The following is a 20,964-nucleotide window of genomic DNA, read 5'->3' on the forward strand; positions in this document are numbered from 1 at the left end:
CTCAGCCGATGTACGTCGCCAACGCGTCCAGTCCGCCGGCGATCTCGGCCGGGTCGCCGGCGAAGGAGAGCCGCACGAACCGGTGACCCTCGGCGGTGTCGAAGTCGACACCGGGGGCGACGGCGACGCCGGTGTCGGCGAGCAGCCGGTGCGACCAGGCCATCGTGTCGTCGGTCAGGTGGCCGACGTCGGCCCAGACGTAGAACGCCCCGTCGGCCGGGGCCAGTCGGGTGATCCCCATGCCGTGCAGCCGCTCCAGCATCACCAGCCGGTTGGCCGCGTAGCGCGCCACATGGCCGTCGAGCTCGGCCCGGGACTCCGCGGTGAACGCCTGCACCGCCGCCCGCTGGCCCAGCGTCGGCGGGCAGATCGTGAAGTTGCCGGTCAGCACCTCCACCGAGCGGCGCAGGTGGGCCGGCGCCAGCATCCAGCCCAGCCGCCAGCCGGTCATGGAGAAGTACTTCGAGAAGGAGCCGAAGACGACCGGGCGGCGCGAGGTGCCCCAGGCGGTCCGGGAGAGCCGCTCGCCGCCGGTGGAGTACTCCAGGCCGTGGTAGATCTCGTCGCTGATCAGCTGGACGCCGTGCTCCTCGCACCACGCCGTCAGGGTGGCGAGCTCCTCGGGCATCAGCATCGTGCCGGTCGGGTTCGCCGCCGAGGCCAGCAGCAGCCCCTTGAGGCCCGGGACCGTGGCGAGCTGCTCGACGGTCGGCTGGAAGCGCGTCTCGGGGCCGGTCTCCAGCTCCACGACGGTGCAGCCCAGCGCGGCCAGGACGTTGCGGTAGCAGGCGTAGTTGGGCCGGGCCATCGCCACCACGTCGCCGGGCTCGAACGCGGCCAGGAAGGCCAGCAGGAAGCCGCCGGAGGCTCCGGTGGTGACCACCACGTCGTCGGGGTCGACCGTGACGTCGTACCAGCGCCCGTAGTGACCGGCGATCGCCTCACGCAGCTCGGGGATCCCGACCGCGGGGGTGTAGCCCAGCGGGTCGCCGGCCTCCAGCAGCCGGACCGCCTCGGCGCGCACCGGCACCGGGGCACCGGTGGCGGGCTGGCCCGAGTGCAGCGCGAAGACCGGAGCACCGGTCGCAGCCCGCCGCGTCGCCGCCTCGATCATGTCCATCACATGGAACGGCGGCACGTTCGCGCGCTGTGCGGCTGCCCACCGCTCGGCCATCTGCATAAGGCAGACCCTAAAGCGACCGATAGGATTGAGCCCCGCCACCCCACGAAAGCGGTGAGATGACCTTCGACGTCGAACAGCTCGACCACTTCGTGCTGATCGGGTCAGCGGTCACGCTCTTCGCGATCCTGGCGGTGCGCTTCTCCTCGCGCACGGGGCTGCCGACGCTGCTGGTCTACCTCCTGATGGGGGTCCTGCTCGGCGAGGCAGTGATCGGGATCGACTTCTCCGACGCCGCGCTCGCGCACGCCCTGGGCTTCGCCGCGCTGGCCCTGATCCTGGCCGAAGGCGGTCTCACCACCGCCTGGCACGAGGTCAGATCCTCGATGCGGCTGGGCGCGACACTGGCGCTGCTCGGCGTCGCGATCACCGTCACCGTGGTCGCCGTCGCCAGCCACTACCTGCTCGACCTGAACTGGCAGCTCGCCGTGCTGCTGGGTGCGGTGACCGCCCCGACCGACGCCGCCGCGGTCTTCTCCGTACTGCGGGTGGTGCCGCTGCCACGGCGGATCACCGGCCCACTTGAGGCCGAGTCGGGGCTCAACGATGCCCCCACGGTCGTGCTGGTCACCCTGATCTCGACCGGCGCCGTGCACGAGCACCCGCTGTGGATGGTCGGCGGGATCATCGTCTACGAGCTCGCGGTCGGCACCGTGATCGGTCTGGCCGTCGGCTTCGGCGGGGCCTGGCTGATGCGCCGGGTCGCCCTGCCCGCCTCGGGCCTCTACCCGCTGGCCGTGCTGGCGCTCACCTTCCTCGCCTACGGCGGGGGCGCGGCCGTCCACGCCTCCGGATTCGCCGCCGTGTACGTCGCCGCCCTCGTGCTCGGCAACGCCGACCTGCCGCACCGGGGCGCCACCCGCTCCTTCGCCGAGGGCCTGGCCTGGCTGGCCCAGATCGGCCTCTTCATCATGCTCGGACTGCTCGCCTCGCCCGGCCGTCTGACCTGGAACGTCGTCGGCCTGGCCCTGGTCGCCGGACTGATCCTCACCTTCGTCGCCCGGCCGCTCTCCGTGCTCGCCTCCACCGCACTGAAACGGATGTCGTGGGCCGACCGGGCCTTCCTCTCCTGGGCGGGTCTGCGCGGAGCGGTGCCGGTCGTGCTGATGACGATCCCGCTCGCCGAGGGCGTGCCGGGGTCGCTGCGGCTCTTCGACATCGTCTTCGTGATGGTCGTGGTCTACACACTGCTGACCGCGCCCTCGCTGCCGTGGGTGGCGCGGCTGCTCGGCGTCGCCACCCCGACCGACCCCCGTGCCCTGGAACTCGAGGTAGCGCCCCTGGAACGGCTCGCCGCCGACCTGGTCCAGATCGCCATCACCCCGGAGTCACGGATGCACGGCGTCGAGGTCGGCGAGCTCCGGCTTCCCCAGGGCGCCTCGGTCTCTCTGGTGGTGCGCGAGGGGAAGATCATGGTCCCCGAACGGCGTACGGCGTTGCGGCACGGCGACGAGCTGCTGATCGTCACCCCACGCTCGCAACGGGAGGCCACCGAACGTCGGTTGCGCCAGGTCAGCCGATACGGGCGCCTGGCCCGCTGGGTCGCCGATCGGCCTCGACCGACCGGCTGAGCGTTACGACAGCGGCGAGCAGATCGTGGTCTCGGTGGTCGCGGTGACCTGCGCCTTGCCGGTGCCCACGGTGCCGAACTTGTCGCCCACGACGACGACCACGCCGACCTCGGTGACCGACTTCTGCACCACCTTCGCCCCGGGCAGGCGGGAGGCGACCAGCTTCACCGCCGGGCTGGCCGGGTCGTCGGTCCAGATCTGGACGTTGGCCACGGCGGTCTTGGCGACGGAGGCCGAGGTGCCGGCGTGGAAGCCCTGGTCGGTGAAGGCGGTCAGGGTGCGGCTGGCCAGTCCGGAGCGCTTGCCGGCGTTGAGCACGCTGACCGTCACCATCTCCGGCGTGACCGTCTCACCCTTGTGGATGGAGGTCTCCGAGCAGACCGTCTTCTCCGTCAGCGACGGGAACGGCTTCGTCATCGTGTGCCACCCCCACGTCGCCGCGAGGACCAGGCAGACCAGCAGGACGCCGATGGTGAGCGCCGTACGCGCGAACGAGGACATGCTGCTCATGGAGTCGTACGTTAGCCGGAAGGCCGCTCAGAGGGAGTGGACCCGGGCGTGCAGGACGTGGCGCTGCTGGAGCGCCGCGCGCAGGGCGCGATGCAGGCCGTCCTCCAGGTAGAGGTCGCCCTGCCACTCCACGACGTGGGCGAACAGGTCGCCGTAGAACGTCGAGTCGTCGTCGAGCAGGCTGGTCAGGTGCAGCGTGTCCTTGGTGGTCACGAGCTCGTCGAGCCGGACCTGGCGCGGGGGGATCTCGGCCCACTCTTTGAGGGTGAGGCCGTGGGCCGGATAGGGCCGTTCCTCGCCGACGCGCTTGAAGATCACGGTTCGACTGTAACAACGCCTGGTTGCCGCGCTTAGGCTCTGCACATGACTGACGCGCCGGTGTCGTTGCCCGACAACCCGATCTACCAGGCCGTCTCGGCCGGATATGTCTTCGATGGTGCCGCTCTCGAGCTCGGCGGACTGATGGTCGATGCGACCACCCTGACCGACGTGCACGTGAAGATCCCGATCGGGATGCTGAACCGGCACGGCCTGGTCGCGGGTGCGACCGGGACCGGCAAGACCAAGACGATCCAGCTGATGATGGAGCAGCTGTCGGCTGCCGGTGTGCCGGTCTTCGCCGCCGACATCAAGGGCGACCTGACCGGTCTGGCCTCGCCCGGCGTGGCGGGGGACAAGATCACCGCGCGGGCGGCGACGGTCGGCCAGACCTGGGAGGCCAAGGCCTTCCCGGTGGAGTACTTCGCGCTCGGCGGCGTCGGCACCGGCGTGCCGATCCGGGTCAGCGTCGAGGCCTTCGGCGCGACCCTGCTGGCCAAGGTGCTGGGGCTCAACGACACCCAGGAGTCCTCGCTCGGGCTGGTCTTCCACTACGCCAAGAACGCCTCCCTCAAGCTGGTCGACCTCGGCGACCTGCGCGCCGTCCTGCAGTTCCTCACCTCTGCCGATGGCAAGGCCGAGCTGGCCGGTCTCGGCGGGCTCTCGGCCGCCACGGTCGGGGTGATCCTGCGCGAGCTGATCGCCTTCGCCGACCAGGGGGCCGACCAGTTCTTCGGCGAGCCTGCGTTCGACTCCGCCGACCTGCTGCGCACGGACGGGGGCGGGCAGGGGCTGATCTCGCTGCTGGAGCTGCCCAACCTCACCGACCGTCCGGCGATCTTCTCCACGTTCCTGATGTGGCTGCTGACCGACCTGTTCCGCAAGCTCCCCGAGGTCGGCGACCCCGACAAGCCGAAGCTGGTCTTCTTCTTCGACGAGGCGCACCTGCTCTTCACCGACGCCTCCAAGGACTTCCTCGCCACCATCACCCAGACCGTCCGCCTGATCCGGTCCAAGGGCGTCGGCGTCTTCTTCATCTCCCAGTCGCCGACCGACATCCACGAGGACGTCCTGGCCCAGCTCGGCTCGCGGATCCAGCACCAGCTCCGGGTCAACACGCCCAACGACGCCAAGGCGCTCAAGTCGACGGTCAACACCTATCCCACGTCGTCGTACGCCGACCTCGGCGCGGTGATCACCACGCTCGGGATCGGCGAGGCGATCGTGACGGTGATGAACGAGCGGGGTGCGCCGACGCCGGTCGCATGGACCCGGATGCGCGCCCCCGAGTCGCTGATGGCCGCCACGGATGCGGCCGCGGTGGCCGCGACGGTCTCGGCCTCGACCCTGAACGCGAAGTACTCCGCAGTCTCCGACCTGCCCTCGGCGGCCGATGACCTGAGTGCGAAGGCGGAGCAGAAGCAGGCGGAGGCGGGTTCGGCAGGCGGCGCGGCGGGATCGGGTTCGGCAGGTTCGGGATCGGGCTCGGGGTCGGCGGGTGGGTCGGCTCCGGCCGGCGGCGCCTCGGCGCCCAAGGCCGCGCCGAAGAAGAGCGCGAAGAAGGAGAAGTCGATGATCGAGGAGGTGGTCAACTCGACCACCTTCCGCCAGGTAGCGCGCACCGCCGCGCGGGAGGCGATGAAGCAGCTCTTCGGTCGCAAGCGCTGACTTCCGGGTTCGCCACGCGCGAGATCCGGGTTCGCCACGCTCGACTTCCGGGTTCGCCACGCTCGACTTCCGGGTTCACCACGGGTGAGATCCGGGTTAGCCACGAGGCAGATGTGGGCAAGCCGGATCTCGAACGTGAGTAACCCGGATCTCGGCGGTGGTGAACCCGGATCTCGGGCTAGGGGAGGGCGGCGAGGAACGGCTCGCCCTCGATCAGGCCCCAGCCGGGGCGTCCGAGCGGGACCGCTGCTGCCCGGCGCCGGTCGAAGACCGAGTCGAACGGGTCGGTGAGGCGCAGCTCGATGCGGGTGCTCAGCAGGTCCCGCACCGCCGGCCGTACGTCGGCCCAGCGATGCGCCGCCAGGATGAGCCGGACCCGGGGCTCGCCGATCACGGCCCGTACCAGCGCGTCCTCCAACGCTGGACGCTCCTGACGTAGCCGGCCCCAATCGTCTGCCAGCACGACCATGACCTCACCGGACCCGCCCAGGTCCTCCCAGGGCGGGGTGTCTGCGAGTGCATCGGCGCGGTGGCAGCGCAGCCCGGGGATCGCTGCCTGCTCGATGCCCGCGGTGAGGGCGTCCAGCAGCGTGCTCTTCCCGCTACCGGGGCGCCCCACCACTGCGACGTGCCCGGCGGTGGGGTCCAGGGTGAGCACCCGCTGGCGGACGGGATCGTCGGCCAGGCCGAGGGGGATCAGCCTCGCGGCGCTCGGTTCGCCCGGCCTTGGCGTTGCAGCCGGCCCCGCCGACCCGATCAGCCCTCCCCGCCCCGTCGGCCCCGCCGCCCCGATCAGCCCCGCCAGCACCCCCACCCGCACCGACGACTCCGGCGCTGGGCGCCAGACCGGGGTTACCGGGGGCGCGCCCTGCGCGGTGATCGCCTCGACGGCGTCGGCGCGGAACGCCGCGGTCGCCGGCGCGATCCGGAAGCGCCGGGTCTCACCCGGACCGGTGCGCAGCAGCGCCCAGCCGGGCTCGCGGGGGAGGTGGGCGGCCCCGGCGTCCCCGATCGCGGTTCGGGACTCGGCCTCGGTGAAGGTGCGGAGCGCCAGCCGCCACGACAGGTGGGCGTCAAGCTCGCGGAGCCGACCCTCCTCGAGGCGCTGGCTCGCCAGGACGAGATGGAGGCCGAGGGAGCGGCCTACTCGGCCGGTCCTGACCAGCACGTCGAGCACGTCGGGGTGGGCGGTGAGCAGCTCGCTGAACTCGTCGATCACGACCACGAGAGCGCCGAGCCCCGCGGTACCCCCTGACGGTCCCACGCCGAACAGCCCCACCCCCGACCGCACCACCCGCTGCCGCCGATCCAGCTCCGCCTCCAGAGCGGCCACCATCCGGCGTACCGCGGCATCGTCCTCGGCCAGGTTGGTGACCAGCCCGGCGCAGTGTGGCAGCGCGGCGAGGTCGGCCAGGGCCGTGCCGCCCTTGAAGTCGATCAGCAGCAGCCCGAGGTCGGTGGGCCGGTGGCGCAGCGCCAAGGAGAGCACGATCGCCTGGAGCAGCTCGGACTTGCCCGACCCGGTAGCCCCGACGATCACTCCGTGCGGTCCGACCCCGCCGGCGGCGGCCTCGCGCAGGTCCAGCCAGACCCCGGCGGCCAGCTCGGCGCACAGGTCGGGCTCGGTCCACGCGACCGTGGCCTGACGCTCGCCGGGCGGATCGGCCGACGTGGTCAGCCGGGCCAGGGCGCGGGCGGCGAGGACCAGCCCGACCGGATCGGTGCCGGGCGGGGCTGCGGGCTCGGTCCACTCGGGGGAGGGGAGCAGGGCGGCGAGCTGGTCGGCGTACGCCCGGCGGGCCTCGACGACGGCCCGGAGTCGACGGTGGCGCTGCTGATCGAGGGCGAGGAGGCTACCGGCGAGGGTCGCGCCGATCATCGTGACGGCGACCAGGGCGTGCCCGGTCGCGGCGCTGAGCACGCCGATCGAGACCAGGCTGCCGGCCAACGGCAGCAGCTGCGCCAGCCAGCCGGCGTCGCGCGGTGGCAGCGCGGGCGGGGCGGGCAGCGTCGGCATGGCGCCCACTGTGACCGGTCCAGGCCCGCGACGCGACCCCCGTCGCCTCGTCCTGTGGATAACTCAGATCGGTGGTTTGCGGCGCGCGATTCGGGGAAGAGATCGCCTCGGACGACGCAGATCGGAGGAGAACATGACAGTCCCCATCACCGGCCAGGTGGCCGGAGCGCTCGATCGCGCCGCCATGCTCACGCTCGCCGCCCACGCCGACCTCGAGGCGCAGCTGGGCCGGCTCGGCCAGGACGTCGCCGCGACGTCGGGGCGGTGGGAGGGTGCCGGGGCGCGTGCCTTCGCCGCGGCGTACGACGCCTGGGCCACGCAGCAGCGCAGCGTGCTCGCCACCCTGGTCTGGTTCCACGACCAGCTCCGCGCGATCGAGGCCCTGAACGGCTCGACCGACACCGCGCTGGCGGCCGGGTTCGGGGTGCGCCATGACTGATCGGATCCTGGTCGACCACGCCGCGCTCACCGAGGCCGCGACGGCGCTGGGCCGGGCGGTCGCGGCGACCGAGGCCCGGCTGGCCCAGCTCGACCACGACCTCGGCCCGCTCCAGACCGAGTGGTTCGGCAGTGCGCAGCAGGCCTGGGTAGTGGCGCACGGTCGGTGGCGGACGGCCGCTGGCGAGATGCATCGGGTGTTGGCCGAGCTCGGTAGCCGGCTCGCGGCGGCTCAGGAGGCCTACCGGGACGCCGACCTCGCCGGTGCACGGGCGTTCGACTGATGGAGGTGATCGACAGGCCGGCGCAGGTGGCTGCGGTGGTCGCGGCCGAGTCGGCGTGGATGCCCGCGTGGCAGCGGATCGTCGTCGCCGCGCTCCTCGGTTCGGTGCCCGGCCTGATCCTGCTCGCGCTCGTCCCGCCCCCGGGGGCCGCGCTGATCGCCGTCGGGTCCGCCCTCGGCTCCCGGGCCGCGCCGAGCGGGGCCGCCCGCGCTCTGCGGGGGGACGTCGAGCCGAGAAGCGTGCGCCGGGTGCGGGGCGTGCTGGTGACGGCGTACGTCGTCACTGGGCTGCTCGTCGTCGCCGCGATCCCCCGCGCCTGGCCGGATCCGGCGGCCGTGGCTGCGGCGGTCCTCGCGCTCGGGCTGGTCCTCACCCAGCACCGCCCCGAGGTGCGCAGCCCGCACCTTGGCGTGGCGTGGGAGGCGTGCGAGGCGGTGGCCGCGGTCGCGGTGGTGCCGGTCGTCGTGCTCGCGACCCGCGGGTGGTGGCAGTGACCCCGCGCGAGCAGTTGATGGTGGCGTCGTGGGAGGCCGAGCGGATGCGCGCGGCCCTGCTCAGCGGTGATGCCGAGGCGCGGGTCGAGGGTCCGCGACTGGGCCGTCTGCTGAGCGTCGGCGTGCTGCTGGGAGGGGTGGTGGTGGCGGTCCTCCTGCTGGGCTGACCGTTGTGAGAAATGACAATTCAATACCAGGATGCTGCCGAATCGAACGGTGACCGGTGGTGCACCTCTCGTCCAGAGTGACAACTCACGGCGCTGTTTCGAGGCGTCGACGGAGCAGGAGGTCGAGATGGCGACGTACGAGCCCAGCGGCACGGTGCGTGCTGCGTCGGTGGCGCAGTGGCACGACAAGAAGAGGTACCTGTGGCTGATCGGCCTGGTGGTGCCCTCGCTCGTCTTCGTCGCGATCGGGCTGGCGCAGTGGACCGATCTCGGGGTGTTCTACTGGTTCGGGCCGATCGTGCTCTTCGTGATCGTGCCGACCCTCGACCTCGTCGTCGGCCGTGACGGCGCCAACCCGCCCGACGACATCATCGAGGCGCTGGAGAACGACCGGTACTACCGCTACATCACCTTCGCGTTCCTGCCGATCCAGTACGCCGGCTTCCTCCTCGCGATGTACCTCGTCGCGCGCGGCGACCTGTCCGTCTGGGACAAGGTCGGTCTCTCGATCACCGTCGGCACCGTCGGCGGGGTCGGGATCAACACCGCCCACGAGCTCGGCCACAAGAAGGAGTCGCACGAGCGCTGGCTCTCCAAGATCGCGCTGGCGCAGAGCTTCTACGGGCACTTCTACCTGGAGCACAACCGCGGCCACCACGTCCGCGTCGCCACCCCCGAGGACCCCGCCAGCAGCCGGATGGGGGAGAGCTTCTACGCGTTCTGGCCGCGCACGGTCTCGGGGTCGCTGCGCTCGGCGTGGAACCTGGAGAAGCGCCGCTACCAGCGCAAGGACACCCATCCGTTCCACCTCGGTAACGACGTGCTCAACGCCTGGCTGATGTCGATCGTGCTGTGGGGCGCGGTGATCGCGTGGCTCGGCGTCGGCGTGATCCCATACCTCCTGCTCCAGGCCGTCTTCGGCTTCTCGCTGCTCGAGGTGGTCAACTTCATGGAGCACTACGGGATGCTGCGGGCCAAGGTCGGGACCGGGGACCGGCAGCGCTACGAGCGGGTCGACCCGAGTCACTCCTGGAACTCCAACAACATCGCCACCAACGTGCTGCTCTACCACCTGCAGCGGCACAGCGATCACCACGCGAACCCGACCCGGCGCTACCAGGCGCTGCGCGGCTACGCGGAGAGCCCGGTGCTGCCCACGGGCTATGCGGGCATGATCGTGATCTCGTTGGTGCCGCCGCTCTACCGCCGCGTGATGGACAAGCGGGTGATCGCGCACTTCGACGGCGACCTGAGCCGGGCCAACCTCCAGCCGAGCAAGCGGGAGCGGCTGCTGCGGCGCTACCCGGTGCCGGTGGCCGGCGGGGTCGGCTCGGGGGATCGGGCGGATCTGTCGCGTCGAGCCGAGGTGGACGACGTACGCGCGGCGCGGTGCCCGGGGTGCGGGTACGTCTACGAGGTCGACGAGGGCAACGAGGCCGAGGGCTTCGCCGCCGGAACCGCCTGGCGCGACATCCCGAACGACTGGTGCTGCCCCGACTGCGGGGTGCGCGAGAAGGTCGACTTCATCGCCCTCACGGAGTCGCTGCGATGAGCCGGATCGCTGCCGACCTCGGCACCTGCGAGGGGATCGGCATGTGCGAGGCCCAGGCGCACCAGTACTTCCGGGTCAGCGACGACGACCTGGTCGAGGTGCTTGCCGAGGAGGTTCCCGAGGCGGACCGGGTCCTGGTCCATCGGGCGGTGGAGAGCTGCCCGGTGTTCGCCCTGAAGCTCCTCGACTGACTTCCGGTTTCACCACCGCCGAGATCCGGGTTCGCCACCGCCGACTTCCGGGTTTCCCACGGCCGACTTCCGGGTTATTCACCATCGAGATCCGGGTTGCCCCCTTTGCTGGGAGGCAACCCGGATCTCGCGCGTGGTGAACCCGGAATTCGGCGTCAGAGGAAGGTGCCGGCGTACTCCAGGGCGAGCACCAGGTCCCCGATCCGGTGCTGCACCGGACGGCCGAGCAGGCGTTCGACCTGAGCCATCCGGTAGCGCACCGTGTTCTTGTGCAGGCCCAGCACGGTCGCGACCTGGTCGGCACTGCCGGGGGTGGTGATGACCGTAAGCGCGGTCTGACGCAGGTGGGCGTGCTCCGGGTCGGCCAGCGGTCCGAGCACCCGCCGGGTGAACCGTTCGGCACTGGCGGGGGAGGCGTGCAGCGCGATGAGCGCTGCGACCTCGTCGTACGTCGTCACCGCACTGCCCCGCGCCAGCGCGGCCGGCACCGCGGCCCGGGCCTCCTGGTGTGCCAGCACGAACCCGTCCACGCCGGGGTGCGGGCCTGCCACGGTGACGCGGATAGACGGGGCCTCCACCAGGAGGTCACCCTCGGGGTCCACCTTCACCGGCACCCAGCACCAGATCTCCCGCCCACTGGGCCGCACCACCAGTGGTGCGCGGGAGCCGAGCTGGGCGGCGACCTTGTGGGCCGTCGGCTCGAGGGCGGTCAGGGCGTCGGAGGTGAGGGCGGTCAGGACCAGGGCGACGTGGGTGCCGGTCACGGGGTAGCCCCCGAGGGTGGCGGAGAGCTCGCGTGGCTCGTGCGCGTCGCCGGCCTCTCCGGTCAGCAGGGCCTGGACGGCCTCGAAGCGCTGGGCGTCGCCGCGGCGTTCGATCCGGGCGGCCTCCTCCTGGTGGAGGCGGAGGGACTCCTCGACGCTGGCGTCGAGCCAGTCGCCGGCCTGGGTCCAGAAGATCACCAGGATCGCCTCGTGGTCGAGGCTGTCGGGGGCGGCCTGGACGACCTCGGTGGCGTAGGTCCACGAGGCGCGTTGGGCGGCGCGGTAGATCGAGAACAGCGAGGTCAGGCCGAGGTGGCGACGGGCCAGCTCGTGGGCCAGGTCGACCGCTGCGGGCACGAGGCTGAAGGTGGTCCCGCCGCTGAGGACGTCGAGGAAGGCCTGCCAGTGCTGGCTGATCGCGGTGCGGATCAGGGTGGCGAGGTCGGCGTCGTCGGCGATCTCGGGGACCTCGGCGGCGATCGCGGTCCAGGTGCGGTCGACCCAGGCGTCGATGTGGTCGGGGGCGCGCTCGGCGGTGATGAACCCCGTGACCCAGGTGTCCAGTGCAGCCTCCAGCTCGTCCACCGGGACACCCTTGCACGTCGAGCCGCTCGGCGTCAGGGGGTTGCCCACCAGCGTGGGCGCTGCGCATCGGAACCCTCACGAGCGCGAATTGCGTTCGAATCAGCGAAACCTCTTGCGCATTGCGAAAGACAGGGGTTAGGTTTCTGCGCATTGCGGATGGTGTGACCACCGTCACATCGCATGATCGACTTTCAACCCACACCCCAGGAGGGCACCGTGGCCACTCTCGACGACATCCTCACCCGGATGGGTCTGCCCGACGCCGACAGCATCGAGGCCGGCCTCGATCACGGCCAGACGCTGCCGGTCCAGCTCTACGGCGACCCGGAGGTCTACGCACTGGAGCAGGAGAAGATCTTCGCCCGTTCCTGGAGCTACGCGTGCCACGAGTCCCAGGTGGGCAAGCCCGGCCAGTACGCCGTCACCCGGGCCGGCAACGTCCCGATCATCGTCACCCACGGCCGCGACGGCCAGCTGCGCGGCTTCGTCAACGTCTGCAAGCACCGGCTCCACTCGATCGCGGAGACCAACGGCTCCAAGCCGCTGCTGCAGTGCCCGTACCACGGCTGGACCTACGGCCTCGACGGCCAGCTCAAGACCGCGCCGCGCGCCGACCGCGAGCCCAGCTTCGACTGCTCGACGATCTCGCTCGAGCCCGTCGCCGTGGAGCGCTGGGACCAGTGGATCTTCGTCAACCCGGACCCGAACGCCGAGTCGCTGGCCAGCGTCACCGCCCCGATCCGCGACCTGACCGACGGCGTCAACGCCCAGCTGCGCGAGTACGAGTTCCAGGTCCGCTACGAGTACGACATGGAGTGCGACTGGAAGCTCTGGGCCGAGAACGCGCTGGAGTGCTACCACTGCCCGACGCTGCACAACACCAGCTTCGGCAAGACCTACGACGCCTCGCCCGACGCCTACGCGATCGAGTCGTGGGAGGACAGCATCTGGCACGCCAGCCCGATCAAGTGGCTTCCCACCGGGGTCGACCCGAAGGGCCTGCAGGGCTTCCGCTTCGCCTTCACGTTCCCGTCCTCGTTCTACGCCCTCGACGACTACGTCGGCTTCGTCGGCTCGATCCAGCCGGTCTCGCCCGGCAAGAGCTGGGCCTTCGTCGACATGTACGCCAAGCCCGGCGCCGACGAGCGCGTGGTCAAGGAGTGGCTGGACATGTGGGACCGCACCCTGGTCGAGGACAAGGCCGCCACCGACATCCAGCAGATCGGCTACAACTCCGGTCGGGTCCCGCACGGCCAGATGATGGTCGACTCCGAGGGTCCGCTGGTGCAGTTCATGCGCACCACGCTCAACCGGTTGCGCTGATGGCCACCCGCGTCGTCGCCGACCTCCACGCCTGCCAGGGCTACGCGAACTGCCTGGTCAACGCGCCGGACGTCTTCGACCTCTCCGAGGAGGGCAAGGTCGCGATCCTGGTCGAGGACGTCTCGCACCTGGACCGGCGCGAGATCGAGGACGCCGTCGCCTCCTGCCCGGCCGCCGCACTGCGCCTGGAGTCGGCATGAGCCGCGTGGTCGTGGTCGGCGGGTCGGTCGCGGCGGCCAAGACCGTCCAGGGGCTGCGCGAGCGGGGCCACGACGGCCCGATCGTGCTGGTCTCCGACGAGCCGCACCCGCCCTACGACAGGCCGCCGCTGAGCAAGGAGTACCTCGCCACCGCCGATGCGGCGTCCCTCGAGCTGCTTCCTGCGCAGTGGTACGCCGACCACGACGTCGAGCTCCTGCTCGGCACCAGCGCCACCGGTGTCGACCTGCAGGCCCGGCGTCTGGAGACGTCGGCCGGCTCGATCCCGTACGACGATCTCGTGATCGCGACGGGAGCGCGTGCCCGGACCCTCCCCGGGGCCGATGCGGTGACCGGCGTACACACGCTGCGCAGTCGCGGTGACGCCGACGCCCTGCGTGAGCAGCTGGCCCCCGGGGCCGAGGTGGTCGTGATCGGGGCCGGGTTCATCGGCTTCGAGGTCGCCTCCACCGTGCTGGGCCTGGGGGCTCGGGTCACCGTCGTCGAGGCCGCCCCGGCACCGCTGGGGCGCAGCCTGGACCCGGCGACCGCTGCGGTGCTGGTCGACCACGCCCGCGCTGCCGGTGCGGTGGTGCGGACCGGGGTGGCGATCAGCGAGCTGAGCACCACCGACGGTCGTGTCGACGCGGTGCTGCTGGCCGACGGCACCCGGCTGCCCGCCGATGTCGTCGTGGTCGGGATCGGGGCCACGCCCACCGTCGGCTGGCTGGAGGACTCCGGCCTCCCCGTCGGACCGCACGGTCTGTCCGCCGAGATGACCGGGGCGGTCGCGCCGGGCGTGTGGGCGGTCGGTGACGTGGCCGGCTGGTCGAGCCCGGAGGGCGAGGGCCGCCGGCACGAGCACTGGACCTCGGCCAGCGACCAGGCCCGGGTGGTGGCGCAGAACATCGTCGCCCAGAACACCCCCGACCCCACCGACCCCACCGACACCCCCGACGCCGCCGCCGCCCCCGCCGACACCACCCAGGCCCGCACCACCTCGGGCCCCGACTACGTCTGGTCCGACCAGTTCGGCCTGCGGATCAACATCATCGGCGAGCCCCTGCTGGCCGACACCCTTGTCCGGGTCGACGACACCCCGGCGACCCTCACCGTGCTCTACGCCGCCCGCGGCCGACTCGTCGGCGCGTGCATCGCCCACCAACCGCGGCTGATGGCCCAGGCTCGTGTCTGGGTCGCTCGGGACACGCCCGTGGATCAGATCCCGCTGTGGGTGGAGCAGCAGAACTCACAGGACCCCTCAAGGAGCTACGCATGACAACGTCAGCACCGCAGGAACCGCCTGCCACCGCGACGCACCCCGGTGCGCACGCCACCGAGATGGTGCGCACCCTGACCTGGCGCGACGGCTTCGTCTTCGCCCTCAACATGCCGATCGGCCTCTTCCTCACGCTGGGCTACACGGTCGGTGCGATCGGCGGCTGGACCGCGATCACGATCTGGGGTGTGGCGTGCTTCTTCGCCCTGCTGCAGAACAACCTCTTCGCCGAGATGGCAGGGATGTTCCCCAACCGGACCGGCGGGATCTCGGTCTACGCCTACGAGGGTTGGAAGCGGTACTTCGCCCCGCTCGGCGCGATCGCCGCCTTCGGCTACTGGATGGGCTGGTCGCTCTCGCTCTCGGTCGAGGGCGTCGTGCTGGGCACCCTGATGGAGCAGGCGTTCTGGCCGCACAACTCGATCAGCGTCGACCTGCCGGGACTGCACGCCCTGGGGCTGCCGTACCTGATCGCGATCGCCGCCCTGGTCTCGGCGTGGGCACTCAACTACTTCGGCATCAAGATCGCCTCCGGCGTCGCGAACATCACCGGGACGCTGCTGATCCTGGGCCTGATCGTGCTGGTCGTCGGACCGTTCGTCTCGCCGCACGCCCACTTCGACGCCTCCCAGATCGGCTGGCACGGGACCACGCAGCACCTGGACTGGAAGGTCGTCGTGGTGTGGTTCTACATCACCGCGTGGACGACGTACGGCACCGAGGTCTGCGCCTCCTTCACCGCCGAGTACAAGCGACCGGCCAAGGATGCCGCCAAGGCGCTGCGCGTCTCGGGGGCCTTCATCATGGGGCTCTACATCCTGGTGCCGTACGTGATGGCCGGTGCGCTGGGTGACGGCACGATCGGCTCCAACCCGGTGAACTACATCGGGATGGCCTTCGATCAGATCCTCGGCTCGTGGTCGTGGATCGGGGAGATCCCGATCATGGCGGCGTTCGTGATCGCGATGATGACGGCGACCGCCGACGGTGGCCGCTCGCTGTACGGCATCGCCCGGGAGGGCGGCACGATCAAGCAGCTCGGCGTGCTCAACCGGTACGGCGTCCCGGGCCGTGCCCTCACCACCGACATGGTCCTCAACATCATCATCCTGCTGGTCCTCGGCGAGCCGATCGCCATCCTGCTGGCCAGCAACCTGGGCTACCTCAGCGCCGTCACCCTGGCCGTCGGAGCGTTCGTCCTGCTGCGCCGCGACCGCCCTGACATGGAGCGCCCGACCCGGCTGTCGAACATCTGGGTGCCGATCGCCTGCGCCCTGTTCCTGATCGACACCTTCGCGATCATCATCGGGATCACGAACCCGGCGCTGACCGGCTACGGCGGCTTCAAGGAGACGGTGATCGGGATCGGGATCCTGCTCTTCGCCGCGGTGCTGTGGTGGTTCCGCCAGCAGGTCCAGGACAAGACCACGATCGCCTGGCGCATCCGCGACGACGAGGACGACCTCCGTACGCCGGCCACCGACCCGTCCGACGGCCGCGAGCCGTCACTGCCCACCCGCCACTGACATCCGATCCACCGAGATCCACTGAGATCCGAGAACGAGAAGGACAACCATCATGCGCGCTGTACGTGTGAGCGAGTACGACAAGGCCCCCACCATCGAGGAGGTCGACGACCCGAGGCTCACCTCGCCCCTCGACGTGATCGTCAAGGTGCAGGGGGCCGGGGTGTGCCGCACCGACCTGCACATCATCGAGGGGCAGTGGGAGGCCAAGAGCGGCGTCACCCTGCCCTACACGATCGGGCACGAGAACGCCGGCGAGGTCGTCGAGATCGGCTCCGCGGTGTCGAACGTCGCGGTGGGGGACAAGGTGATCCTGCACCCGCTGGCGACCTGCGGGCTGTGCCTGCCGTGCCGGGCCGGCGACGACGTGCACTGCCAGAACTCCCGGTTCCCCGGGATCGACGCCGACGGCGGGATGGCCGACCTCCTGCTGACCTCGGCACGCAGCGTCGTCCCGCTGGCCGACAACCTCCGTCCCGCCGACGTGGCTGCCCTGGCCGATGCGGGGCTGACCGCCTACCACGCGGCCCGCAAGGCGGCGGCCTTCGTCAGGCCCGGCGACACGGTCGCGATCATCGGTGCCGGCGGTCTGGGCCACATCGGGATCCAGGCGATGCGGGCGCTGAGCGCAGCCCGGCTGGTGGTGATCGACTCCTCGGCCCAGGCGCTCGCCCTGGCCGCCGAGCTCGGTGCCGACGAGACCATCCTGGCCGACGCCGGCGACCCGGCCGCGCAGCTGCTCGAGCTGACCGGCGGTCACGGTGCCGCTGCGGTGCTCGACTTCGTCGGTGAGGGCTCGGCCCTCGACTACGGCGTGCGGATGCTGCGCCGGGCCGGCAACTACTACGTGATCGGGTACGGCGGGGACCTGGTGGTGCCGACCATCGACATCATCTCCGCGGAGATCAACTTCGTCGGCAACCTGGTCGGGACCTATCTCGATCTGGTCGAGCTGATGGCGTTGGCCGCCGACGGTCGGGTCACGCTGCACACGGCGACGTACGCGTTCTCCGACGCGCTCACGGCGCTCGACGACCTCCACCACGGTCGGGTCCGGGGGCGGGCGGTGCTCGTTCCCGACGCCGAAGCCTGAGCGAACCGCACCCCTACACTGGCCGGGTGCGACGGATGGCAGACATCGAGCAGAACTCCACCACCCCGATCGTCCTCGATGACCTGGATCGTCAGATCCTCGCTCGACTCGCCGAGGACGGCCGGATGCCGTACCGCCAGCTCGCTCGCGAGCTGGGCGTCTCCGAGGGGACGATCCGCGGTCGTACGGGCCGGATGGAGGAGAACGGCATCCTCCGGGTGGTCGCGATCGCGGACCCCACCCGGATGGGCCACAACGTGCTCGCGTTCCTGCTGATCAAGGTCGCACCCGGTCGGTCGGGAAGCGTCGTCGACGCCCTGGTCGCGTGGCCCGAGGCCACCTACGTCTCCGACTGCGTCGGCGAGGCCGACATCTACGTGCAAGTCGTGTGCCGGGACAACCAGCACCTCCACGACCTGCTCAACGACCGCATCGCAGCGGTCGACGGCATCACCAGCGTCAGCACCAGCATCGAGCTGAAGATGCACAAGATCTCCTACCAGTACAGCTGATCGACTCGCCTCGGGGCACTCGCCGGGTTCGAGCCGCAGCACTCGAACCGAAGTGAGGAACCCCATGACCGCACGACTCCAGGACAAGGTCGCCTTCGTCACCGGCGCAGCCCGTGGACAGGGCCGCAGCCACGCCGTCCGGCTCGCCGAAGAGGGCGCCGACGTCATCGTCACCGACATCTGTGGCCCGGTCGGCGACACCGGCCGGTTCTACGGACCGGCCACGCCCGAGGACCTGGCCGAGACCGTCAGGCTGGTGGAGGCCGCCGGCCGCCGGGCGATCAGCTACCAGGCCGACGTGCGTGACTACGACGCGCTCGCCTCAGGTCTCGCCAGCGCCGTCGCCGAGCTCGGCCGGCTCGACATCGTGTGCGCCAACGCCGGCATCTTCCAGTTCGGTGACGACGTCGCCGAGACCGGCATCCAGGACTGGGCCGACGTGATCGACGTCAACCTCAACGGCGTCTTCCACACCTGCAAGGCCGCGGTGCCGCACATGCTGGCGGCGGGCAACGGCGGCTCGATCGTGATCACCTCCTCCGACGCGGGCACCAAGGGGTTCGCGAAGTTCGGCCACTACGTCGCCTCCAAGCACGCCGTGATCGGGCTGATGAAGACGCTGGCGATGGAGGTCGCCGAGCAGCGGATCCGGGTCAACGTGGTGGCGCCGACAAACTGCAACACCCCGATGATCCAGAACGACGCCGTGTGGCACCTGTTCCGGCCCGACCTGGAGACGGTGACGCTGGAGGAGTTCGCCGAGTCCTCGGGCACGCTGCTGGCGCTGCCGGAGCCGTGGGTGGAGCCGGTCGACGTCTCGAACGCGATCGTCTTCCTCTCCTCCGACGAGGCGCGCTTCGTCACCGGTGTGGTCTTCCCGGTCGACGGTGGCTCCTCGATCATCTGAGCCTTCGGCTGACGTACGTCGACCCGGCACCTTCTGTGGAGGGTGCCGGGTCGACGTACGTGCGGAGGAGGGTCAGCGGGTGACGCTCAGTCCTCGCAGGATCAGCTCCCACATCGCGTCCAGGTTGTAGCGGGTCGGGTCCAGGGCGGTGGCGTTGCCGCCGGTGAGCTCACGGTCGGCGATCCGGGTGAACTCCTCGACGCCGAGGAACATCCCGACGATGATGCCGGCGTAGGTGACCGGGTCGAGGTCGGAGCGCATCTGACCGAGCAGCTGGGCCTGACGCAGCCGGTAGCCCAGGTAGTCGCACCAGTCGTCGAACGGCGAGGCGATGTCGTCGTCGATCGCGTCGGCCTCGCGGGCGAGCTTGATCGCGGCCCGGGCGGTGACGTCGTCGCGCAGCTGGCGGCCGAGGATGCCGAGCAGGGAGCGGATCGCGGCCAGGCCCTGGACGCCCTCGCCCTCGACCAGCCGCTGCACCCCGGGCCAGGTGGCGTGCTGGCGCTCGATCAGGGTGCGGGCCAGCTCGGACTTCGAGGAGAAGTGGAAGTAGACGGCACCGCGTGTCATGCCGGTGCCGAGCACGATCTCGGCCATCCCGGCGCCGACGTAGCCGCGCTGGTCGAAGACGCGTGCAGCGGCGAGGAGCACCTTCTCGCGGGTGTCGATCGCGCGGTCCTGCAAGGCCATGAGTCGTCTCCGAAGAACAGTCGTGAAACCGCGTATCTGTGGAGGCGATACGCGGTGTGAATACCCACGTTAGCCAATGCGAACACCACCACGCACCAGCAGCGGACGTGGTACTGACGGTATGCCGGGCGTCGTCGTCGTACGGGCGGAGAACCCCCGCTGAGGGACCGAGGTCCTTCACCCGACGTTCACCAGATGGCCCGGGAACGTTGTCCGGCGGACCTGTTGTTTCGCTCCACCCCCCGGTGTCAGGCTCGACGCGTCGGAAGGTTCGGACGCATGACATACCGATCGGTTGGTTTTGTGCACTCGGGGGCACTGACAGACCACAGCACGGGCGTCTCGCAGGACCGACCGGCGCGTGACCGGAGTGCCACATCAGGCGTGGTGAACCGGAGGCGCCCGCACCGGGGACTAGCCGATGCGGGCGCGTTGGTCGGGTCTGACCTGCAGACGCGACTGGAACAAGAGATTAAGGAATCGAAACAATGAAGTCGAAGTTCCTCATCACCGGCGTGGCGGCTGCCGCCGTTGCCAGCACCATCGCCATGACGGCCCCCTCCGCTCTCGCGGACCCGCCGTCGGGCACGTACCGCACCTACGCCGCTGTCGGCTCGGACACGATCCAGGACGTCTGGAACGCTCTGGCGAACACCGGTGGCGCCCTGGCCGGCGACGACATCGCCTCCTACGACGCCTTCACCACCCCCGCCACCACCACGATCAAGACCAAGGCCGCTGGGGCGACCTTCACCCGCCCCACCGGATCGGGTGAGGGCGTCAAGGCCCTCAGCGCCGTGTGGGACTCCAGCTACGCCGGTCACGCCTACAAGGGCACCGCGCTGGTCAACGGCGAGGTCGACTTCGCTCGCTCCTCGTCGCGTCCCTCGGGCACCGGCACCGCCCTCACCTACGTGGCGTTCGCGCGCGACGCGGTGAGCGTGGCCTACCGTCCGACCACCGGGCTGTCGGCCGGTCTCGACCTGACCACCTCGCAGCTGACCGAGCTCTACTCCGGGGTCAACGACTCGACCAACGACTCGGGCACCGCGGCCACCGTCGCGATCGTCTCGGGCGTGCCGAAGATCAACGGCGTGACCGTGGCGCCGAAGATCCCGCAGTCCGGTTCGGGCACGCGGTCGTTCTTCCTCGGTGCGATCGGCGTCACGACACCGGCCAGCTACGTCGAGACCAGCACCGCTCCCAGCACGCTTGCTGAGAACAACGGTGCGTCGATCCCGAACGGCGGCGACCTGATCCCGTTCTCGGCGGCGCAGTGGATCGCCCAGACCAAGGGCACCACGACGTCGACGATCTCGGGTCTGGAGATCGCCAAGGTCAACGGCTCGGCGCCGACCAACGGTCTGACCGGCGCCAGCGCCGCGCCGGGCCCGCTCTTCGGCCACACGGATGCCAACGGCCGCTACGACACCACCCCGGCCACCGGCGTGGGCACGTTCAACCGCGACACCTACAACGTGGCCGACACCGCCAACCTGGGCAACGACCCGGTCCTGGCCAACGCCCTCACGACTGACGTGAAGTCGGCCGCGGCGCGGACCACGATCACGAACTACGGCTTCGGCAACCTGAGCTACGCCGGCAGCACCGCCCTCACCGGCCCCTACGTCCACTGATCCCTGCATGCTCGGCCGGTGGCGAACACGTCGCTGGCCGGGCATGTCCCCTCCTCCTGA

Annotated in this window: 22 protein-coding genes; 16 read left to right on the top strand and 6 right to left on the bottom strand. The window is 70.7% G+C overall.

Going from position 1 to position 20,964, the window contains the following annotated elements; genetic code table 11:
- Nucleotide 1: 1 nt before the first annotated feature.
- Nucleotides 2–1,180: an aminotransferase class I/II-fold pyridoxal phosphate-dependent enzyme gene (locus Q1V88_RS07060; protein ID WP_300679795.1), complete on the bottom strand. Its 1,179-nt coding sequence runs from the start codon at nucleotides 1,178–1,180 to the stop codon at nucleotides 2–4.
- A 59-nt stretch (nucleotides 1,181–1,239) separates the two neighbouring features.
- On the opposite strand from Q1V88_RS07060, the gene Q1V88_RS07065 reads away from it, so the two are divergent.
- Nucleotides 1,240–2,751 carry a potassium/proton antiporter gene (locus Q1V88_RS07065; protein ID WP_300679798.1) on the top strand — a complete coding sequence of 504 codons (1,512 nt, stop codon included), beginning with the start codon at nucleotides 1,240–1,242 and terminating at the stop codon, nucleotides 2,749–2,751.
- 3 nt (nucleotides 2,752–2,754) lie between these two features.
- Here the strand turns inward: Q1V88_RS07065 and Q1V88_RS07070 are convergent, their stop codons facing one another.
- Together Q1V88_RS07070 and Q1V88_RS07075 are read right to left on the bottom strand one after the other, a co-directional pair.
- Entirely contained in the window at nucleotides 2,755–3,261 is a 507-nt protein-coding gene (locus tag Q1V88_RS07070; protein ID WP_300679801.1) for a LytR C-terminal domain-containing protein, read from the bottom strand.
- Nucleotides 3,262–3,288: 27 nt separating this feature from the next.
- A complete protein-coding gene (locus Q1V88_RS07075; RefSeq protein ID WP_300679804.1) occupies nucleotides 3,289–3,579 on the bottom strand; it encodes a type II toxin-antitoxin system VapB family antitoxin in 291 nt (96 codons plus the stop codon).
- A gap of 45 nt (nucleotides 3,580–3,624) precedes the next feature.
- Between Q1V88_RS07075 and Q1V88_RS07080 the strand changes: the two genes are divergently transcribed.
- Entirely contained in the window at nucleotides 3,625–5,247 is a 1,623-nt protein-coding gene (locus tag Q1V88_RS07080) for a helicase HerA-like domain-containing protein (protein ID WP_300679807.1), read from the top strand.
- 178 nt (nucleotides 5,248–5,425) lie between these two features.
- On the opposite strand, the gene Q1V88_RS07085 is transcribed toward Q1V88_RS07080, so the two are convergent.
- Nucleotides 5,426–7,264, bottom strand: a complete 1,839-nt coding sequence (locus tag Q1V88_RS07085; protein WP_300679810.1) for an FtsK/SpoIIIE domain-containing protein — start codon at nucleotides 7,262–7,264, stop codon at nucleotides 5,426–5,428.
- Nucleotides 7,265–7,397: 133 nt separating this feature from the next.
- Between Q1V88_RS07085 and Q1V88_RS07090 the strand changes: the two genes are divergently transcribed.
- From Q1V88_RS07090 to Q1V88_RS07115, 6 genes are all read left to right on the top strand, one after another.
- A complete protein-coding gene (locus tag Q1V88_RS07090; protein ID WP_300679813.1) occupies nucleotides 7,398–7,703 on the top strand; it encodes a WXG100 family type VII secretion target in 306 nt (101 codons plus the stop codon).
- Nucleotides 7,696–7,986 carry a WXG100 family type VII secretion target gene (locus tag Q1V88_RS07095; RefSeq protein ID WP_300679816.1) on the top strand — a complete coding sequence of 97 codons (291 nt, stop codon included), beginning with the start codon at nucleotides 7,696–7,698 and terminating at the stop codon, nucleotides 7,984–7,986. The genes Q1V88_RS07090 and Q1V88_RS07095 overlap by 8 nt, the downstream gene beginning before the upstream one ends.
- Before the next feature lie 5 nt (nucleotides 7,987–7,991).
- Complete coding sequence (locus Q1V88_RS07100) at nucleotides 7,992–8,480, top strand: hypothetical protein (RefSeq protein WP_300679819.1); 489 nt, start codon at nucleotides 7,992–7,994, stop codon at nucleotides 8,478–8,480.
- Nucleotides 8,471–8,647, top strand: coding sequence for a hypothetical protein (locus Q1V88_RS07105; protein ID WP_300679821.1), 177 nt, complete (start codon nucleotides 8,471–8,473; stop codon nucleotides 8,645–8,647). The genes Q1V88_RS07100 and Q1V88_RS07105 overlap by 10 nt, the downstream gene beginning before the upstream one ends.
- A 127-nt stretch (nucleotides 8,648–8,774) precedes the next feature.
- Nucleotides 8,775–10,199, top strand: a complete 1,425-nt coding sequence (locus tag Q1V88_RS07110) for a fatty acid desaturase (protein ID WP_300679823.1) — start codon at nucleotides 8,775–8,777, stop codon at nucleotides 10,197–10,199.
- Nucleotides 10,196–10,390: a ferredoxin gene (locus tag Q1V88_RS07115; RefSeq protein ID WP_300679825.1), complete on the top strand. Its 195-nt coding sequence runs from the start codon at nucleotides 10,196–10,198 to the stop codon at nucleotides 10,388–10,390. Before Q1V88_RS07110 ends, Q1V88_RS07115 begins: the two co-directional genes overlap by 4 nt.
- Before the next feature lie 155 nt (nucleotides 10,391–10,545).
- On the opposite strand, the gene Q1V88_RS07120 is transcribed toward Q1V88_RS07115, so the two are convergent.
- Nucleotides 10,546–11,739 carry a helix-turn-helix domain-containing protein gene (locus Q1V88_RS07120; protein WP_300679826.1) on the bottom strand — a complete coding sequence of 398 codons (1,194 nt, stop codon included), beginning with the start codon at nucleotides 11,737–11,739 and terminating at the stop codon, nucleotides 10,546–10,548.
- A gap of 216 nt (nucleotides 11,740–11,955) precedes the next feature.
- On the opposite strand from Q1V88_RS07120, the gene Q1V88_RS07125 reads away from it, so the two are divergent.
- From Q1V88_RS07125 to Q1V88_RS07155, 7 genes are all read left to right on the top strand, one after another.
- Entirely contained in the window at nucleotides 11,956–13,062 is a 1,107-nt protein-coding gene (locus tag Q1V88_RS07125; protein ID WP_300679828.1) for an aromatic ring-hydroxylating dioxygenase subunit alpha, read from the top strand.
- Nucleotides 13,062–13,262 (top strand): ferredoxin, encoded by a 201-nt coding sequence (locus Q1V88_RS07130; protein WP_300679830.1) that lies wholly within the window; start codon nucleotides 13,062–13,064, stop codon nucleotides 13,260–13,262. Before Q1V88_RS07125 ends, Q1V88_RS07130 begins: the two co-directional genes overlap by 1 nt.
- Nucleotides 13,259–14,539 (top strand): FAD-dependent oxidoreductase, encoded by a 1,281-nt coding sequence (locus tag Q1V88_RS07135; RefSeq protein ID WP_300679832.1) that lies wholly within the window; start codon nucleotides 13,259–13,261, stop codon nucleotides 14,537–14,539. The genes Q1V88_RS07130 and Q1V88_RS07135 overlap by 4 nt, the downstream gene beginning before the upstream one ends.
- Nucleotides 14,536–16,065: an APC family permease gene (locus Q1V88_RS07140; protein ID WP_300679834.1), complete on the top strand. Its 1,530-nt coding sequence runs from the start codon at nucleotides 14,536–14,538 to the stop codon at nucleotides 16,063–16,065. The genes Q1V88_RS07135 and Q1V88_RS07140 overlap by 4 nt, the downstream gene beginning before the upstream one ends.
- Before the next feature lie 52 nt (nucleotides 16,066–16,117).
- Nucleotides 16,118–17,158, top strand: a complete 1,041-nt coding sequence (locus Q1V88_RS07145; protein ID WP_300679835.1) for an NAD(P)-dependent alcohol dehydrogenase — start codon at nucleotides 16,118–16,120, stop codon at nucleotides 17,156–17,158.
- Between the two features lie 35 nt (nucleotides 17,159–17,193).
- Entirely contained in the window at nucleotides 17,194–17,670 is a 477-nt protein-coding gene (locus Q1V88_RS07150) for an Lrp/AsnC family transcriptional regulator (protein WP_300679954.1), read from the top strand.
- 64 nt (nucleotides 17,671–17,734) lie between these two features.
- Nucleotides 17,735–18,577: a mycofactocin-coupled SDR family oxidoreductase gene (locus Q1V88_RS07155; RefSeq protein WP_300679837.1), complete on the top strand. Its 843-nt coding sequence runs from the start codon at nucleotides 17,735–17,737 to the stop codon at nucleotides 18,575–18,577.
- A 72-nt stretch (nucleotides 18,578–18,649) separates the two neighbouring features.
- On the opposite strand, the gene Q1V88_RS07160 is transcribed toward Q1V88_RS07155, so the two are convergent.
- Nucleotides 18,650–19,267, bottom strand: coding sequence for a ScbR family autoregulator-binding transcription factor (locus Q1V88_RS07160; protein WP_300679839.1), 618 nt, complete (start codon nucleotides 19,265–19,267; stop codon nucleotides 18,650–18,652).
- A gap of 488 nt (nucleotides 19,268–19,755) precedes the next feature.
- Here Q1V88_RS07160 and Q1V88_RS07165 point away from each other — a divergent pair, with 488 nt between their 5' ends.
- Nucleotides 19,756–20,904: a hypothetical protein gene (locus Q1V88_RS07165; RefSeq protein ID WP_300679841.1), complete on the top strand. Its 1,149-nt coding sequence runs from the start codon at nucleotides 19,756–19,758 to the stop codon at nucleotides 20,902–20,904.
- Nucleotides 20,905–20,964 lie beyond the last annotated feature (60 nt).

The organism is Nocardioides sp. (assembly GCF_030150155.1).
GTDB lineage: Bacteria > Actinomycetota > Actinomycetes > Propionibacteriales > Nocardioidaceae > Nocardioides.